This is a genomic window from Chitinophaga sp. (assembly GCF_039596135.1).
In the GTDB taxonomy this organism is placed as follows: domain Bacteria; phylum Bacteroidota; class Bacteroidia; order Chitinophagales; family Chitinophagaceae; genus Chitinophaga.
This window is the reverse complement of the sequence record NZ_JBCNKH010000018.1, coordinates 82,918-100,699: the sequence shown is the minus strand read 5'-3', so window position 1 is coordinate 100,699 and position 17,782 is coordinate 82,918. Positions and strand designations below refer to the sequence as shown.

General features: G+C 44.7%; 13 protein-coding genes. All 13 read left to right on the top strand.

Translation table 11 applies throughout. The features are described 5' to 3' along the window. The first annotated feature begins 334 nt into the window (after window positions 1-334). Window positions 335-652 carry a DUF6686 family protein gene (locus ABDW16_RS13510; RefSeq protein WP_343670397.1) on the top strand — a complete coding sequence of 106 codons (318 nt, stop codon included), beginning with the start codon at window positions 335-337 and terminating at the stop codon, window positions 650-652. A 323-nt stretch (window positions 653-975) separates the two neighbouring features. Further along, entirely contained in the window at window positions 976-2,961 is a 1,986-nt protein-coding gene (locus tag ABDW16_RS13505; RefSeq protein WP_343670396.1) for a TonB-dependent receptor, read from the top strand. Window positions 2,962-3,002: 41 nt separating this feature from the next. Then, entirely contained in the window at window positions 3,003-4,019 is a 1,017-nt protein-coding gene (locus tag ABDW16_RS13500; RefSeq protein ID WP_343670395.1) for an HmuY family protein, read from the top strand. Between the two features lie 227 nt (window positions 4,020-4,246). Next, entirely contained in the window at window positions 4,247-6,397 is a 2,151-nt protein-coding gene (locus tag ABDW16_RS13495; protein ID WP_343670393.1) for a TonB-dependent receptor, read from the top strand. A 5-nt stretch (window positions 6,398-6,402) separates the two neighbouring features. Further along, a complete protein-coding gene (locus ABDW16_RS13490) occupies window positions 6,403-7,098 on the top strand; it encodes an HmuY family protein (protein WP_343670392.1) in 696 nt (231 codons plus the stop codon). Window positions 7,099-7,103: 5 nt separating this feature from the next. Then, a complete protein-coding gene (locus ABDW16_RS13485) occupies window positions 7,104-7,877 on the top strand; it encodes an HmuY family protein (RefSeq protein ID WP_343670391.1) in 774 nt (257 codons plus the stop codon). A gap of 47 nt (window positions 7,878-7,924) precedes the next feature. Then, the gene (locus ABDW16_RS13480) at window positions 7,925-8,659 is read left to right on the top strand and encodes a hypothetical protein (protein ID WP_343670390.1); all 735 of its coding nucleotides are present in this window, start codon (window positions 7,925-7,927) and stop codon (window positions 8,657-8,659) included. A gap of 179 nt (window positions 8,660-8,838) precedes the next feature. Next, window positions 8,839-9,570, top strand: a complete 732-nt coding sequence (locus ABDW16_RS13475) for a hypothetical protein (RefSeq protein WP_343670389.1) — start codon at window positions 8,839-8,841, stop codon at window positions 9,568-9,570. A 57-nt stretch (window positions 9,571-9,627) separates the two neighbouring features. Next, a complete protein-coding gene (locus ABDW16_RS13470) occupies window positions 9,628-10,329 on the top strand; it encodes a hypothetical protein (RefSeq protein ID WP_343670387.1) in 702 nt (233 codons plus the stop codon). Window positions 10,330-10,346: 17 nt separating this feature from the next. Then, window positions 10,347-10,523: a hypothetical protein gene (locus ABDW16_RS13465; protein WP_343670386.1), complete on the top strand. Its 177-nt coding sequence runs from the start codon at window positions 10,347-10,349 to the stop codon at window positions 10,521-10,523. A gap of 22 nt (window positions 10,524-10,545) precedes the next feature. Continuing rightward, window positions 10,546-12,033, top strand: coding sequence for a S41 family peptidase (locus tag ABDW16_RS13460; RefSeq protein ID WP_343670385.1), 1,488 nt, complete (start codon window positions 10,546-10,548; stop codon window positions 12,031-12,033). 523 nt (window positions 12,034-12,556) lie between these two features. Continuing rightward, window positions 12,557-13,006, top strand: coding sequence for a response regulator (locus ABDW16_RS13455; RefSeq protein ID WP_343670384.1), 450 nt, complete (start codon window positions 12,557-12,559; stop codon window positions 13,004-13,006). Window positions 13,007-13,276: 270 nt separating this feature from the next. Next, entirely contained in the window at window positions 13,277-17,767 is a 4,491-nt protein-coding gene (locus ABDW16_RS13450) for a CheR family methyltransferase (protein ID WP_343670383.1), read from the top strand. Window positions 17,768-17,782 lie beyond the last annotated feature (15 nt).

The window sequence follows — 17,782 nt, the reverse complement described above, 5'->3', positions numbered from 1 at the left end:
TCGCTGCCGGAAATTGCTTCGGAGAATCGGTGGAGGTGTTTGATGGAGAGGGGGAGATGATTGTGCAGTTTTTTGGGAAGAGGAAGCCGGGGGAGAGGGAGTTGGAGGAGTGGAGAGAGTTAGTAGCGAAATTATAACAATTTAAAAAGCTCCTGCCAAAGGCAGGAGCTTTTTAAATTGTGGGGGCGTGAAAATTTAATGGGGATAGCTCAAAATGACTTTTTCCCAATATGGTAAATCCTTTTCCCGAATCGATCCATCCGCCTTCTTATTCCCGCTTACTTTTGTTCCTATTAATATCCCACGAAACCCTATTTTTTAAACAAGATATTATATGTGTGACATCAGGACTTTATGTATAAAGAATACGGCGCAAATCAGCCATTGTATGCACTGTCAGACGGTTTTTATCTGGCATAATAATTTGTTACTCAATTTCTCTCCCCAGGATTTTCAGTTTTTTCGCGAAACGATGAATAGACAAGATTTTGTAGACTGTTGTATGGTATTTCCTGATGGAGAAGAAAGAGTGATTATTCATGCGCCCTGCAAAGAAATCAGCTTCACATTTACAAGAGATGAATTTAATGATCTCAGAGATGCTATCGATGAAGCATTGTTGTTACAGCAGGTATATGAATTGATACGTTAAAGTTTCCTTATTGCGTAAATCATTTTCCTGATCAGATTATACGAAGCAAGGATTCTTTAAGATCTTTGCTTCACAATTTTACTCCGCCAGTGTTCTGTATTGTGTGACTGTGTTCTCCGCAACAGCTTGCACAATATTTTAATGTTTTCCGGTATCATGGACTAATGCCCTTTGTCCCTTACCTGCCTGTGTTTTCGCCGCATGCAGACAGGAGAAGGTATCTCGGTTGCAATCAAAAAATACTTATGAAGTTTAGGGTAATTCTACTATTAGCCTTGCTATTCGCATGTTCGTACGAAAGCCGGGCACAAACCCGGAAGGGAATGGATTCTGTCCAGTTAAATGATGTTGTGGTAACAGGCCAGTACACTCCACAGTCATTAAAACATTCTGTATACCAGGTCAGGACTATTACCGCAGATTATATTCAAATGCGGGGTGCTACCAATATATTAGGTGTGCTGGATAATCAGCTGGGTATTCGTTTTTCTAATGACAACACCCTGGGTGAAACCGATGTGGAACTCATGGGAATGTCCGGTGCTGAAGTGAAGATCTTACTGGATGGTGTACCATTGGTAGATCGTGGCAGTACCCGTCAGAGCCTTGCCCAGATAGATGTGCATAGTATTGAACGCATTGAGATTGTAGAAGGACCGATGTCGGTAGTATATGGCACAGATGCACTGGCAGGTGTGATCAATATCATTACCAAAAAGTACAATGGAGATAAGCAGTTGTCTGTGAATGCAAGTGTACAGGAAGAAACTGTAGGCAATGAATATGCAGCACTGGATGGCGAAGGTCAGCACAATGCGTCGCTGGGCCTGCGCTGGAGCGATCATGGTTACTTTGCAGGTGGTGGTATTACACGCAATAACTTTGGCGGATGGAGTGATACGCTGACTGGCAGAGCCAAGGCATGGCATCCCAAAGACCAGCTCATGACTTATGGTACGGTAGGTATTGACAGAAAAAATATTAAAGCCTGGTATCGTCTTGATTATCTCGATGAAGACCTGGCTGCAAAAGGAGATATTAACTATGATAATGGGAAGGCTACAGATGCACATTATCTGACTAAAAGATATACACACCAGGCACAAGCTATGTGGCAGGTGAATGATAACCTGGGTATCAATGGGGCTTTGTCTTACCAGGATTATAACAGACATACCCGTACTACTATCAAAGACTTTACGAATGGAACGGAGACGTTGTCTACCGCATCCGGCGCCCAGGATGTGACTAAATACAATGCTGTGTTTTTTAGAAGTACGGCACAGTATACTGTCAGTTCTCACCTGTCTTTTCAGCCGGGTGTTGAGTATAGTCGCGACGCCTCGTCAGGACAGCGTATAGAAGGTACGCCCAGCATTTCTAACTATTCCTTTTTTGCATCAGCAGAGTTAAAGCCGGTTCAGGGTATCAATATCCGCCCGGGTATTCGCTTAAGTAAGAATTCTATTTATGACGCGCCACCGGTGATCCCTTCTTTGAATGTAAAATTTGGATTGTCTAAAACATTGGATCTCCGATTGTCATATGCACGGGGTTTCAGGGCACCGGCTTTGCGGGAGCTATATTTCAACTTCTTTGATGCGAGTCATGCTATTAAAGGGAATACGGACCTGAAGGCAGAATATTCTAACAGTTTTACAGGTTCACTGAGCTGGCAGGCGATTCAGTCAGGGAAGGTGAAGCTGAATGTAACGGCGACAGGGTTTTATAATGACTTTGATAATATGATTGACTATGCGTATGTGGCGAATAGTGATACGATGACTTATGTGAATATCAGTAAGTTCAAGACGACAGGAGGTACATTGATGGGTAAGCTGACATGGAAGAACCTGGATGTGAGTGTAGGGGGTTCTTATATAGGCCGGTACAATAAATTCTCTGACGATGATACGTACAAGGCAACAGATCCTACGCCAACTTTTACGTGGACGCCGGAGATGAATGGGAATGTTACTTATAACCTGAGGAAGATAGGAACTACGTTGAATCTCTCTTATAAATATAATGGGGTGAGACCTACGTATGAGTCGGCGACGGCTACAGATGGTACGACTTATTTACACCAGGTAAAGTCAGCGGCATATAATATGGCGGATTTTACGGTGATGCAATCGTTGACAAAGATGGTTAATATCAATGCCGGGGTGAGGAATATATTCGATGTGACGAATATTAATAATAGTACACTGAATAGTGGGATGGCGCATAGCGCGGGAACGCAGTTGCCGATGTGGTATGGAAGGAGTTACTTCTTTGGGGTGAACTTCACATGGAACAGAAAATAATTCGATTGCTCATAAAATACAATTCAAAAATCAAAAACTCTATGAAATTAAGCAGACTTTTACTCGTGCTCGCGGTTGCTACTACTGGTTTATTTAGTGCATGTAGTAAAGATGATGACGGCACTGTGGTGATTGCTCCTTCTGATGGATCCGAATTAACTTTAGATGGTGGCGGTGGTACCGGTGCTCCTAACACGGTGTATGTGGATATGAGCACTGATTCAGCGACTGCTGTAAAACGTCTCAGCTGGTCGCTGGGTTTCTATAGTGGTAGTGATTACAGGGTGATTCTGAATGGCTTTAGCGCTATGAGTGCGAAGGTGACTACCAAGACTGACATTACTGCTGTGACTACTGACGATGCCAGCGGTGTGAGCATGGCGATTGGTCAGGGGCAGGGTACACTTAGCATGATTGATGATGTATATGGTGAATTGAGTGGTACTGTGATTGCGGAAGTATCGGCTACTGATGATGCGAACTATGTATACCTGGTGAAGCCGGAAGATGGTACTACTGATCCAGCTACCTGGTATAAGGTGAAGGTGACACGTAATGGCACTACCGGTTATACTTTACAGTATGCTTTGCTGAGTGCTACTACTGTTAATTCTGTTACGATCACTAAGAATTCCAGTTACAACTTTGTGTTCTTCTCATTTGCTACAAATGCTGTTGTGAGTGTAGAACCTAAGAAAGCTGAGTGGGATTTTGCATGGTCTTATGCGGCATATTATACGGCTACTATTCCTTATTTCTTCTCTGATTTTGTGGTGATTAATCAACATGGTGGTGTGGCGGCAGCGAAGGTGGATTCTACCGTGGTGGGGTATGCAAGTTTTACGAAAGCGGATACTGCTTCGCTGACTTTTTCTGCTAAGAGAGATGCGATTGGGAGTAGCTGGAGGTCTACCAGTAGTGGGATTTATAAGCAGTATTATTATGTTGTGAGGGACCCCGCGGGGAATTATTATAAGTTGAAGTTTGTGAGTATGGGGATTAATGATGGTGGAGAGAGAGGGTATCCGGTGGTGGAATATGCGTTGATTAAAGAATAGGTGAATTTTTTGAGGTTTGCTTCGCAAGCCTCAGAAAATCCGCGGAGTGAATGCTCCGGCGTTTTGCATTCGCAAAACGCCGGAGCATTCGAATTTTGATAAGCACTCCTTATTTTCCCGATTGCGTAAATTGTTTTCCCTTTTCGTCACTTCCCTGTCATATCCGCTTCCTACTTTTACACTACTCCGCCCCGAACCAAAATATATTATTGTACCCTTCAATTTTCATGCGTACCAGCAAAGATTTATACACACTTATCATATTGTGTTGTAGCAGTTTGTGTGCCTTTAGCCAATCAGATTCTTCCCGTACTTTAAAAGGTGTGGAAGTAAAAGCTGTGCACCTGGAAACACTCACCAGCCGTGCTGCTATGCCTGTAACTGTGATTAACCGAAAGACATTGGATATGATGGGGAGCCGTCGTCTTGATGAAGTCATGCGTGAACAGACGGGCATTGCTATTGTCAATGATATCTCCGCGGGCTCAAGGGCTATTGGTATGCAACTACAGGGGTTTAGTGCTGATTATATTCTGATATTGATTGATGGTCAACCTATGATAGGTAGAAATGCCGGTAATTTCGATTTATCAAGAATCACTGTTTCTGATATTGAAAGAATAGAAATCGTAAAAGGCGCCAGTTCCAGTTTATTTGGGAGTGAAGCGCTGGGAGGGGTGGTGAATATTATTACCCGTCAGCATATTGATGCGGCACAGGGGCAAGCCATTGTAAGATATGGTTCGCAGAATACGCAGGATTTTACATTGGAAGGTGAAACACCTTTTGCGGCTAAAAGTAGAACTGGTAAAATAGTTGCCGCTGATAATGCTACTATCGCTGATTACAATGGTACTCTCAACCTGTCAGGTAATTTTTATCACACCGACGGGTACAATGTAAATTCTTTTCTAAGCAAGGGTGCGACTGCACCACCTTACGATAGTTATAGCCTGCAGGGCAGGCTTCGCTACAAACTGAATGCAAAAAATTCATTGAACATTGCCGGTCGCTGGGCGCTCCGCAATTCTATCAATGAGTCTGTATATAGCAGTAGCCAGGTGATAAATACCACCCGGGACGTACTGCATGAGAGCGATGTGAATGGAGCGATGGTGTGGCAGGCCAATCTCAATAAAGGCTGGCAACTGAAGACCCAGTATTATTTAACGAGGTATAGTACCACACAGGATGTAAGCACTGGTAAGTCTACACAGCTGAACACAAATGATTTTACACAATACTACCATCGCTTTGAAGAGCAGGTACAATATGTTGTTTCGAATCAGTTATCATTTGCCGGCGGCGTAGGTGGTAATCTCGAGGTGATGGATGGCAATGATTTAAAAAGTGAGTATGCTTATCTGCAAGGTGACTGGAAAGTGAACAAACAATTCAGTACCCGCTTAGGCTTTCGCTATGATCATGCTGATTTTTATGGTGGCAGACTCAATCCCAGCGCAGGGTTGAAATATAGTCTGTCGAAAAAAATATTGTTGACCGCTGCTGTTGGAACGGGTTATAAGACACCTGATTTTCAGAAAAGATACCAGGTGTTTACCAACCCGCAGGCAGGATATACTGTACTCGGTGTAGAAGAAGTAGCTACGCAGCTCGCGGCCATGCAGGCAGCCGGGTTGATCAGCGAGGTAAGACCTGTGGCAAAAGATATCAGTGCAGCACTGAAACCTGAGATGGCTGTTTCATACAATGTTGGAGTCAGCTATGCGCCTGTTCAAAATATCCGTATTGATGTAAATGGCTTTTACAACCAGCTGCACAACTTTATTAACACTGTACAGATTGCCACCCGCACTAATTTTCAACCTGTTTATTCCTATATCAACCTGGACAGATCTTTTACAGGGGGCATAGAAGCCGGCGTTAGTACGCATGTACTGAAAGGACTGGATATGTCTTTTGGTTACCAGTTACTATATGCCAAAGATAGAGGGATCATGGATTCTATCAGGGCTGGTGCCTATCCATACAATAAGATACGTAATAACAATACGGGAGAGACCAGGGCTTCGAAAGTGAGTGATTACATTGGTCTTGAAAACCGCTCCCGGCATATGCTGAACCTGCGCGTGTTTTACGAATATGCTCCCTGGGGTATCAGTGCTACATTCCGAGCTAACTATAAGAGCAGGTCTGGCTACGATGATGCAAACAATAACCGGTTTCTGGACACATACGATACGTTTATAGATGCCTATTGCCTGGTGTATGCTTCTATCGAAAAGAAACTCTGCAAAGGTCATCTGGCTGTTCAAATTACAGCAGACAACCTGATGAATTATACGGATATGTTGATGCCAGGACAGCCCGGTCGTATTCTGATGGCCGGGTTGAAATGGCGACTGTTTAAACAATAACCAATATGTACAAGCGTGCCCAATGGCAATGGTTGGCAGCCATCCTACTGCTGACTATGGCCTGTAAGAAAGACGACAACAATGTAACCAAACTAAATTATGAAGATGGTGTGAGCACTGTCATCTATGACCTGGCTGGCGATACAGAGGCTTCTGTGGCTGATGGGGTGGAAGGAAAGGAGAAACGTCCGTTCAGGAGCTTTTATTTCAAGCTGTCTGCCAAACTGCAATCATGGGATAGTAGCGACGCATTTAAGCAGAGTAGTAACTGGGATCTGGCATTTACAGATATCTATAATGCGCTTGTATATGTGAATAACGGTAGTGGAGAGGGACCAGGGAAAGGTGGTGCTGGTAAAGGATTGATCATTGCTGTGGATTCTGCTTATAGCAAGGTGACGACGGCGCCTGAGGAGGAGGCATTCGAAACGGAAAATCTGCGGTTTGCGGGATGGGATGGTTATCCACAACCTTATAACACCGGGTGGTATTTCTATTCATTGAATACGCATCTGGCAGTGCCTATCAAGAATCGCACTTTCATCATCCGTACGGCAGATGGGAAATATGGTAAGCTGGAACTGATCAATGTATACCAGGGAAATCCACCGGCTGTGACAGACCTTTTCTGGCCGGCACCTTATTTTACCTTCCGTTATTTTGTACAGCAGGATGGTAGTCATAACCTGAAAACACCTTGATTCAAATGCGTATATCTTTTATTTTGTTGACCGTTTTTTTATTCGCATCCTGTTCGGATAACGATAAAAAAGACAACCCTTCTTTGCCTGATTTACCTGCTGTTACTGTAACCACCAGCGGTACCTATACTGTGAACAACTTACTGGGTGATACGGTGGCCAGAGCCGGTGGCAGCGCCTCTTTCAAAACGGTGTATTATAGCCTGGAAGATGGCCGTGTGATACCCGATGCTTATGCTGCTACTGACAAATGGGACATTGCATTTGCCAGCATTTACAACAGCAGTATATGGGCGAATAATGGTACTGCTACTTACAATCCCGGTAAAGGGGGGCCTGGTAAAGGTGGCATTTACCTCGTGGTAGACAGTGCTGTGGATAAGCAGTATTTTGATTATGAAAACCAGCGCCCTGCTGCGGTGCCTATTGCACAAAGTTTAATGGAAGCAGCTTTTAATAAAGTGACTACTGTACCTGTTACAGATGAACAGCTGTTGATAAATGGTTATCTCACCTTAGATCATTTCAATGGGAGTACGGATGGGTATGCCTTTTATGATTTTTATGGGCAGATGTATCCTGGGAATAGTGAAAAGGCGCATGTGGTGTATAATCTGCCACGTACGATCATTGTTAAAACTGCGAAGGGGAATTATGCAAAACTGGTGATTTATAGTTTCTATAAAGATAGCCCGGTTAACCCGGACATTCATACTGCGGCACCTTATATCACTTTTAAATACACGATAAATAAGGATGGGGATAAGACTTTTAACTAATCTTATAACGGCACCTTACATCATTTTTAAATACACGATTAACAAAGATGGCGATAAGACATTTAACCAATAGTTTACTGGCACTGACGCTGTTATTGCTCTGCGCCTGCAGCAAGGATGATGATACTACCACACCTGAAGCAACCTATTTAGAAGGCACCAACTGGGTACCCAGCCGTGTAAAGAAACTGGATGAACATATTTACCTGGATGAAAAATACAATGTGGTGTATGTGGTGAATTACCCGGCACCGGATGTAGGGCATTCTGCATCAGAAGGTCATCGTGCATGGTATTTTAATTTTGATACACACAAGGCGGTAGACAGTGCGGCAGCAGTAGATGGTGCAGCTACCTGGCATATTATGTTCAACAGTATTTATAATTCACAGGTGAATGCAGATGCAACTACGGCAGATGGAAAGAATGGATTGGGTAAGATCAGGGTAGTGAGAACAGCTTTTGATGAACTGACGGCGGCACCGGCTGATTCTATGATCAGGAATAGTGTACCTATTTCTTTTGATATCAATGATGTGATAGATAGCTGGGGGTATTACCAGTTCAGCGATCATTCATTGGTACCTTATAAGGATAGGTCTTTGATCTTTTTATTGAAAGATAACAGGTATGTAAAGGTGGAGCTGGTGAATTTGTATAAGGATAACCCGGCGACAGCACCTGATTATAAGGATGAGAATACGAAGAACCTGGCGCCCTGGTTCAATTTCAGGTATTATGTGCAGGAGACAGCGGGGGATTTGGATTTGAAGACAAAATAGAAAAATAACATACAGGAAACGGCCGGTGACCGGGAATAACCACTAATTGGAAAAAGAAGTATGGCCTTATGCAGGCTGCGTTAACCACAGACGCTGGATGTGACGGTCCGAAAGCGCCCGGGAGAATGCTGTCCCGCACAAGATGCCATACTATTGAGAATTCTTAAACTACAAATCTAATGAAAACACTTCGTTTTAGCGCTGCCCTGCTGGTAGCGGGAACTATTGCTTTATTTTCTTCCTGCCAAAAAGATGACGTAGCTACACCTAACAGCGGTCTCACCGTAGGTGGTGGACTGGCTGTAACTGTACCAGATGGTGGCTCCATTAACCTGTCAGTAGCAGGCCCATATGCCAGCAAAACAAAAGGTATTGTATCCAGATCAGGGTCAGTATACACGGTTACCAACTTTGCACAGGGTACTGTAACTGCACCGGCTGACAGTACACAATGGGCAAATGTTGCGAGCACTTATTATTTCAGTCTGACAAATAATGTTGGTGGTGATTCTACTTCAGCGACCAGCGTATTTTTTGACCTGCGTTTCACCGGTAGTGCCAACGGTGATATTTATGCGTATACCAGTACTTACATACTGGCATACCAGGATTCAGCTTTCTCCAGTGCAAAAGGTGTAACTACGATTGCTGCTCCAGGTGGTAAACTGGGTACTAACAATATTTATTCAAATGGTGTGTTGATCAGTGCAGGTACTGGCTGGTACGATTATGATATCGCCACGCATATTGTTACAGCCCATCAACCACGTACGATTATTCTGAAAGATCGTATTACTGGTAAAGCTGTCTGGAAGGTGAGCATCACCAGCATTTATTCCAACAGCACACCAAATGCAAGTAGCTCTGCTACCAACTATCCATACTATAACTTCCAGTACCAGGCGCTGTAAGGTGTGAGGTACCGCCGGAAGGCCGTTTTCCTGTATTTTTTAAAAACAAATAATGAAATGAAACTGCAATTCAAGTATGCTTTTTTAACACTGTGTCTGGCAGGGGCTATTTTCGCCTGTAAGGATGATAAAGACACTGATGTGACACCTGTGGATGAAAAGAAAGATTCGATTGTGAATGAATATGTAACTATCAAAGCGAATGGGGTGGTGGAGATCAATAGTTTGCCAGTGCCTACAGCGTCCAGGTTGAATTATAACCTGTTTAGTTTTGCGAAAATGGGATTGGTGGGTGCTGGGGAGGATAGTATTAATACAGCGTCATGGGATCTTGCTTTCCAGGGGGCTGGATTGACTATGGCGCCAAATTGGGGTGGTACGGCACCTAATTACTGGGATGGTGTGGATAAATTTGCGATGAATGCTTCAGATGTAAAGGTAGTGGGGTATGAGGATACGACTTTTGATAAGATCACGGCTGCGCCGGCGGAGAGTGAGTTGATTCATACATTGGGTATGGATGTATCACAACCGGTGTTTAATGCAGAGACGGGAGATTTGTTGTATTTTAACTTTCCTGCAAACACTGTATTTGTTTTTAAGCTGAATGATGGCAGGTATGTGAAGTTCCAGTATATAAGTATTTATAAGGGAGCTCCTGAAACGCCGACTGCGACCATTCATCAGAATGACTTTGGGTATTGGACGTTTAAATATTTTATTTCTGATAAAGGGAGTACAGATTTAACGACGAAATAATTTTGGATAATTATGATATGGCACAAAAGCTTCCGCCTACGGCAGAAGCTTTTGTGTTTTGGGTGGTGCCTGCGGCGGGCGGGGAGCAGGCTGCCTATGGCAGAAGCTTTTGTGTTTTGGGTAGTGCCTGCGGCGGGCTGGAAACAGGCTATATTTTGAGTATTGGTGCTGCTATACAAACAAAAATTCCGTAAATTCCCATTAAAATCCACACTGGTGAAACAAACCATTCTTTTTGCACTCCTATCCTGTGCCACTGTATTCGTAGCCTGCCGCAAGGACCACGATACTGATACTGAAACGCCCGTATCCCCAACAGAAGGCACCCGTGAGCAATTCACACTGGACTCTATTTATCTTTATGCAAAGGAAATTTACCTCTGGTACGATGCTTTGCCTGACTACACTACCTTCAATCCCCGTCAGTATGCTACCGGCAGCAATGTATTGACGAACTACGAGAAGGAACTGTACGTCATTACCCAATTAAAAACTAATCCCAGTACCGGCTACTCATATGAGTACTCTGGTTATGCCGGTACGCCAAAATATTCCTTTATCGACGACGGTTCCCTGACAGGTGGCCGTCTTGGTACGGTTTCTCTTGCAGACAAAGGAGATGATTTCGGCCTTAGCCTCAGTGCCAGTTCTGATATCCGCATCCGCTATGTGAATCCCAATTCTCCTGCAGCGCAGGCTGGCCTGCAGAGAGGGTTTAAGGTGACACAGATCAATGGCACTGCTGTATCCACTTCCAATACTTCCTTTATTGAAGCTGCACTTAATAGCAATTCAATATCCATGACTATTGTGGACAACAATGGTACTACAGGTAAAGTGAACCTGACTAAATCAAATTATTCAACCAATCCGGTCATGAAAGATACTGTTCTGACCGCTGGATCTCAAAAGGTAGGCTATCTTGCCTATAGCCGTTTTTCCGTATTGTCCAGTTCGCAGACGCCGTTGGAAAGTGCATTTAGCAAATTTGTGGCATCTGGTGTGACTTCGCTCATCATCGACCTGCGATATAATGGCGGGGGCTATACGACAACGGCCGAAGAACTGGTGAACCTCATTGCACCCTCTACCCTGAATGGCAAGACAATGTATACAGAGTATTTCAACCAACTGCTCCAGGATGGTAAAGCACCCATCTTAAAACAACAGGTTTACCTGGATGCAAATGGTAATACTGTTCAATATAATGGTCATACGGCGACCTATGCAGACCTTGATTATTCAGTAAGCGGTAATACTTATAAGTTCAGTAAGGCAGGGAGTTTGAACGGTGTGAAGCAGGTTGTGTTCATCGTAAGTGGCAATACTGCTTCTGCAAGTGAACTGGTGATCAACAGCTTAAAACCTTACCTGACTGTAAAGCTTGTAGGTAGTCAAACCTATGGAAAACCTGTTGGTTTTTTTGGTGTTAAAATTGACGCTTACACGGTTTATATGTCAAACTTTTATATGCAGAATGCAAATGGAGATGGTGATTATTTTCAGGGTATGACGCCGGATATAGCTGCCAGTGATGATGTGACGCATGACTTCGGTGATGCAAATGAAACCTGTATAGCTGCGGCATTGAGTTACCTGGCTGGGTCCGGGAGGATGGGGGCTGCAACAGCTGTAGCACCGATTATTCATATGGGGCCTGTGCCTTTTTCGGGTATGATCGAGGATAGATTGCATACGAAGTAATGCGCATTTTTCTGGTAGGATTGATAGATTGCACACAAAGTAATGCGTATTTTTTCCCGATTGCGTATTTTCTTTTCCCGATCCGATCAGGCTGCAAATGAGATCAGGTGTACATTTGTGAAGCTTCCTTATCAAATTGCTGTTTGTTAACACCCAAAAAACTACACAAGCATAATCTCTTTAAAAAGTACCAAGTCCTACCATCCTGTTTAAACGGGATGGTAGGCACTATTTGGGGAATTTTCCATGGGGGCAGTTTCCTGTTGAATGCAAATGAACATTGGGGTAGGCACTATTTGGGGAATTTTCTATGGGGAGCAGTTTCCTGTTGAATGCAAATGAACATCGGGGTAGGCACTATTTGGGGAATTTTCCATGGGGAGCAGTTTCCTGTTGAATACAAATGAACATTGGGGTAGGTACTATTCCGGGGAATTTTACCCAATAATGGGCCTTATTCTATCCATTCCTGGTAATATGCGACAATATTTAAGTAATTTTAGCCGTCAAATTTAAAATCTGGATGATCAAGAAGGCGCAACGTACCAGAAAATGTATACTGGTTGCTGATGATGACGCAGACGATCGGGAGCTGATAAAAGTGGCTTTTGAGGAGAGTGGGACTGAAACTGAATTGCGTTTTGTTGAGAATGGAGAAGAAATAATGTATTACCTGAACAGGCAGGGAAAATATGTGGATGAAGAAAAATACCCCTTCCCCAGTATTATCTTACTTGACCTGAATATGCCCCGTAAAGACGGTAGGGAAGTATTACGTGAAATCAAGGAACATGCAAATCTAAAGTGGCTGCCCATTATTATCCTGACTACTTCTACTGAAGCAAAGGATATTTCAAAATGTTATGAATTGGGAGTGAATAGTTATACCATCAAGCCTTCCAATTTCTCAGACCTGGTCTCATTTGCCCGCATGCTGCATACTTATTGGTTTACAGTAGTGCAACTGCCGTAGAATTATTTCCACAGGCGGTACATCGATATACATATTACTTTAGTCGGAGTCATTGATAACGCACAGGCCCAAGGGGCATGTATGTGCGGGAAAGCCAACACCCGTCAGATTATTCAACAATATTTCCCTGTGCCTGAAATTACGCAGGCTTTATCATTTTTTTAATGGCTACAGTGAGCCAAATGGAACAGCTTTGCGCACTATTACAAGGCAAAAGCAATGGATGCTGGCTTTCCGGCCCATCATTTGTTTATGGTATAAAACCTTTAGATGAAGAAGGCGAATTACATAGTGGCAATTGGGGCATCTGCCGGTGGCCTGGAAGCAATTCATGAATTTTTTGATAACATGCCGAATTACGGCAACCTATCATTCGTGATTATTCAGCATCTGTCGTCGGACTATAAGAGCCTGTTGGTGGAGCTGGTATCCAGGCATACCCACATGCAGGTACGTGAGGTGGAAGAAGATATGCCTGTAGAGAGTGATTGTGTGTATGTAATTCCGAACAACAGGGACATTATCATTGAGAAAGGCCGGCTGAAGCTAATACAGAAACCTGTGGAGAAGGCGCCGAATACGGCTATTGATACCTTCTTATTTTCACTGGCAAAAGATCAGGGCCGCCAGGCGATCGCCATCATCCTTTCCGGTACTGGTACGGATGGTACCAGGGGCGCCGGTGCTATCAGGGATGCCGGGGGAATAGTGATGGTGCAGGACCCTGAATCGGCCAGGTTCGATGGCATGCCACGCAGTGCCATCAGTTCAGACAATATCGATTATATACTCGCACCGGAATTTATGCCGGGCGAGATTTTTAATTATGTACAAGACCTGCCGCTCCATGCCTTCAATGGCAGGATTGAAGAACGCCTGTTGCCCGAGGTATTCAAACTGGTACAGGAAAACAGCGGCCAGGATTTTCATCATTACAAGTCACCTACTATCACGCGCCGTATTGAAAAGCGCATGACGCAATTTAATTTCAAAACCCTGGAAGAATACCTGGTATTGCTCAGGCAGCAACCGGAAGAGAGTAAGTCATTAGCCAAAGAGTTCCTGATTGGGGTTACCCGTTTCTTCAGAGATAAAACGGCTTTTGATGTACTGAGAGACCAGGTATTGGATAAGCTGATCGACAGCAAGGAAGAAGGCGCTATTCTGAAAGTATGGGTCACTGCCTGTAGTACGGGAGAGGAGGCCTACTCAATGGCTATCCTGATAGACCAGCTGCTGCTAAAGAAAGGCAAGTGGCTGGATGTAAAGATCTTTGCTACTGATATAGACGGCAATGCAATAGAGTTTGCTGCCAGAGGAATGTATGCTGCAGCAGTACTGAAAGAGGTGGAGCCGGCAGTTGTAAAGAAATATTTCCTGAAGGAAGAAAAGCATTACCAGGTTGTACCCCGCCTGCGCAAGCAGATTGTATTTGCCAGGCATAATATTCTAAAAGACCCTCCATTCATTAAGAATGATGTGGTGAGTTGCAGGAACATGCTCATTTATATGGACAATGTGCTGCAAAGACAGGTATTGGCTTCCCTGCATTTTGCCCTGAATACAGATGGTTACCTTTTCCTGGGTACGAGCGAATCTGCCGCGCTGATAAGGGGCGGCATGGAAGAAATAAATGCCAGGTGGAAGATTTATCGCAAAACGGATACTACCCGGTCTGCACCTCCTGACAACCTGTATAGTCCACTGGAATACATTCGCCAGTCGAGAGAGATGCGCCCTGGTGTAGGCCAGGAGAAGCGGCTGGCCCTGGAACTGGCAGACGAATTCAGGGAGGTGATGGCAGAAGAATTTGGCTATGCCGCGGTATACATTGACAAGAATTACGAGATCAGGGAAGCGACGGGTAACTATAAAAAATACCTTTCGCTGCCGGATAAAAAGCTGAACCTGAACCTGCTGAAAATGCTGCCCGGCGACCTGTCTATGGCGTTGAACATGGCATTGCGACAGGCATGGAAAACTGCGCAGAAGGCTACGCTGAGAGGGATTAAACTCAATACAAAAGAAGGTCACAGGTTGGTAAATCTTTTAATTAAACCTGGTACCGGCAATGGACAATATACGCTTATAGTATTTGGTGAGGAACCTGAAAGAACGCCAACGTTACCCGGCCTAAAAGAGGAAACGAGTTATCCGGCTGATGTGAATGAACACATCCTGTCGCTGGAAGCAGAGCTGGGTGAAACGCGTACCAACCTGCAGTTGGCCATTGAAGGGTTAGAGACTTCCAATGAAGAACTGCAAAGCAGTAATGAAGAGTTGCTCTCTGCCAACGAAGAATTACAATCCAGTAATGAAGAGCTGCAATCTCTCAATGAGGAGCTGCATACTTTGAATACAGAACACCAGCTCAAAATCAAAGAGCTGATAGAGCTGAATGACGATATGGACAACTACTTCCGCAGTACCGACATCGGGCAGGTATTTGTGGATAGCCAGATGAATATCCGTAAGTTCAACCCGGCAGCGGTGAAGATGATCAACCTGATTGCTGCGGATATCGGGCGTCCTATCAGTCATATCTCTACGAATATCCAGCAGGATAGCCTGATCGATGATATCAATGTGGTTATCCGTCAGCAGCATACTTTAGAAAAAGAACTGGTACTGAGTAATGGCAGTATGTGCCTGATGAAGATTATGCCTTATGTCAGGCAGGATAAACAGGCGGATGGAGTGGTGATCACCTTTGTGGATATTACGGCGGTGAAGGAACTGGATATGCTGCTAAAGGGGGTGTTTAATGCCAGCACCAGTTTGATTATGGCCTTCAGGGCTGTGGTGAATAACAATGGCAATGTAACTGATTTCCGATTGCTTACATCCAATAGTGCAGCTGAGAAATTGCTGGGCAAAGATGTGCTGTTGCACAAGTCTCCGTCGATGAAGCAATCTATGCCCCAGCTTATGCAGCAGGGGTTGTTTGAGAAATATGTGCAGGTAGTAGAGGAGGGGGCTGTATTGCATACAGAGGTACTGGTGGATTTTAACAAAGAAGAGACCTGGTATGAGATGTCGGCCGTGAAAACAGCGGATGGCATTGTGATCACCTGCTCTGACGAGACAGAGAAGAAAGATGCAGAAGAGCGCTTACGCCATCACTACAACGAACTGGTACAGGCGCGTGAAAGTTTGCGTAACCTGAATGCTGCGCTGGAAGATAAAGTGCTGGAACGTACCCGGGAACTCACACAGAGTGAAGAGCGTTTTCGCCTGGTATCGAAAGCGACCAACGACACGATCTGGGACTGGAACCTGGGGGACAATACGGTATGGTGGAGTGATAACTTTTTTAACATTTATGGTTATAGTCCTGGTCAGGAATCCTGCAGCCGAACTTTCTGGCTGGAGAAAATCCACCCGGACGATAGAGCGAGAGTGCAGGAAAGCATCAGTTGTGCCGTGAATATGAAACAGAGCCAGTGGTCGGAGGAGTATCGCCTGCAGAAGGCAGATGGTACGTATGCACATATCCTGGATAGGGGGTACCTGTTGCAGGACGAATATGCTACCCCTTATCGTATGCTGGGGTCTATGCTGGATGTAACGACCCTGCGGGCGGCGGAGGAGCAGGCGGTAATGAGCCTGGAAGAAAAACGCTTCCTGGCAGAGTCTATGCCATTGATATTGTGGACGGCACGGCCGAATGGCGAGATCAATTTTGTGAACAGGCAGTTTATTAACTATACAGGTCTGACCATGGAGAAAATCAGGGATGCTGGTTGGGAAAGCATATTACACCCCGATGATATCCCTGTATGGAGCCGTACCTGGAACGATGCACTCAGGAAGAAGGAAGACTTTCCGCTGGAAGTGCGGATGCGCAGGAATGATGGGCAATATCACTGGTTCCTGCTGCGTACCCGGGTACAGAAAGATATCACAGGCACGGCTATGCTGTGGGTGGGTACCAATACAGATATCCATGAGCAGAAGATGCTGGCAGAACTGATGGAGCAGCGGGTGCAGGAGCGTACCAATGCCCTGCAAAAGGCGAATTATGAGCTGGAATCCAGCAATGCGGAGTTGCAGCAATATGCCTTTGTGGCATCTCACGACCTGAAAGAGCCTTTGCGCAAGATCCATATGTTTGGGAATATGCTCAGGGAGCGCTACCAGGATCAGATGGAGGAAAAGGCGGTAGACTACCTGAACAGGATTATCAATTCTTCGTCGAGGATGACAAACCTGATCAATGATTTGTTAAGATTTTCCCGGTTATCGCAAATGAATTTCTTCGAAAAGGTGTCTTTGGAGACGGTGATCAGGGAAATTTTGTCTGACCTGGAGGTGTTGATACAAGAAAAGAATGCAATCGTGACAGTAGGGCAGATGCCAACAATAGAGGCGGTGCCATCGCAGATCCGGCAGGTATTCCAGAACCTGCTGAGCAATGCCTTCAAGTTTTCCCGCAAGGATGTACAGCCGTTGATCAGCATTATGGCGACCCGGATTGCAGAAAAGCGGTTTGACAGTCACGCAGACCCGGAGGGGCCATTTGCCTGTATTACCATTTCAGACAATGGGATTGGGTTTGACGAAAAGTACCTGGATAAAATTTTTGTACTCTTTCAACGTTTACATACCAAGGACAAATATGAGGGAACTGGCATAGGACTTGCGGTTACGCGTAAGATCATTGAAAAACACCACGGAATTATCACGGCGCACAGCCGTGAAAAAGAGGGGGCGACATTTACTATTATCCTGCCTGTAAAGCAGGAGCAGGAAATAGGGTGATCTTATTTTAATGCC

What these genes read in the sequence shown, in the direction of transcription:
- ABDW16_RS13510 (WP_343670397.1), top strand. Translation starts at nt 335, where the DNA reads ATGTGTGACATCAGGACTTTATGTATAAAGAATACGGCGCAAATCAGC.
- ABDW16_RS13505 (WP_343670396.1), top strand. Translation starts at nt 976, where the DNA reads ATGGATTCTGTCCAGTTAAATGATGTTGTGGTAACAGGCCAGTACACT.
- ABDW16_RS13500 (WP_343670395.1), top strand. Translation starts at nt 3,003, where the DNA reads ATGAAATTAAGCAGACTTTTACTCGTGCTCGCGGTTGCTACTACTGGT.
- ABDW16_RS13495 (WP_343670393.1), top strand. Translation starts at nt 4,247, where the DNA reads ATGCGTACCAGCAAAGATTTATACACACTTATCATATTGTGTTGTAGC.
- ABDW16_RS13490 (WP_343670392.1), top strand. Translation starts at nt 6,403, where the DNA reads ATGTACAAGCGTGCCCAATGGCAATGGTTGGCAGCCATCCTACTGCTG.
- ABDW16_RS13485 (WP_343670391.1), top strand. Translation starts at nt 7,104, where the DNA reads ATGCGTATATCTTTTATTTTGTTGACCGTTTTTTTATTCGCATCCTGT.
- ABDW16_RS13480 (WP_343670390.1), top strand. Translation starts at nt 7,925, where the DNA reads ATGGCGATAAGACATTTAACCAATAGTTTACTGGCACTGACGCTGTTA.
- ABDW16_RS13475 (WP_343670389.1), top strand. Translation starts at nt 8,839, where the DNA reads ATGAAAACACTTCGTTTTAGCGCTGCCCTGCTGGTAGCGGGAACTATT.
- ABDW16_RS13470 (WP_343670387.1), top strand. Translation starts at nt 9,628, where the DNA reads ATGAAACTGCAATTCAAGTATGCTTTTTTAACACTGTGTCTGGCAGGG.
- ABDW16_RS13465 (WP_343670386.1), top strand. Translation starts at nt 10,347, where the DNA reads ATGGCACAAAAGCTTCCGCCTACGGCAGAAGCTTTTGTGTTTTGGGTG.
- ABDW16_RS13455 (WP_343670384.1), top strand. Translation starts at nt 12,557, where the DNA reads ATGATCAAGAAGGCGCAACGTACCAGAAAATGTATACTGGTTGCTGAT.
- ABDW16_RS13450 (WP_343670383.1), top strand. Translation starts at nt 13,277, where the DNA reads ATGAAGAAGGCGAATTACATAGTGGCAATTGGGGCATCTGCCGGTGGC.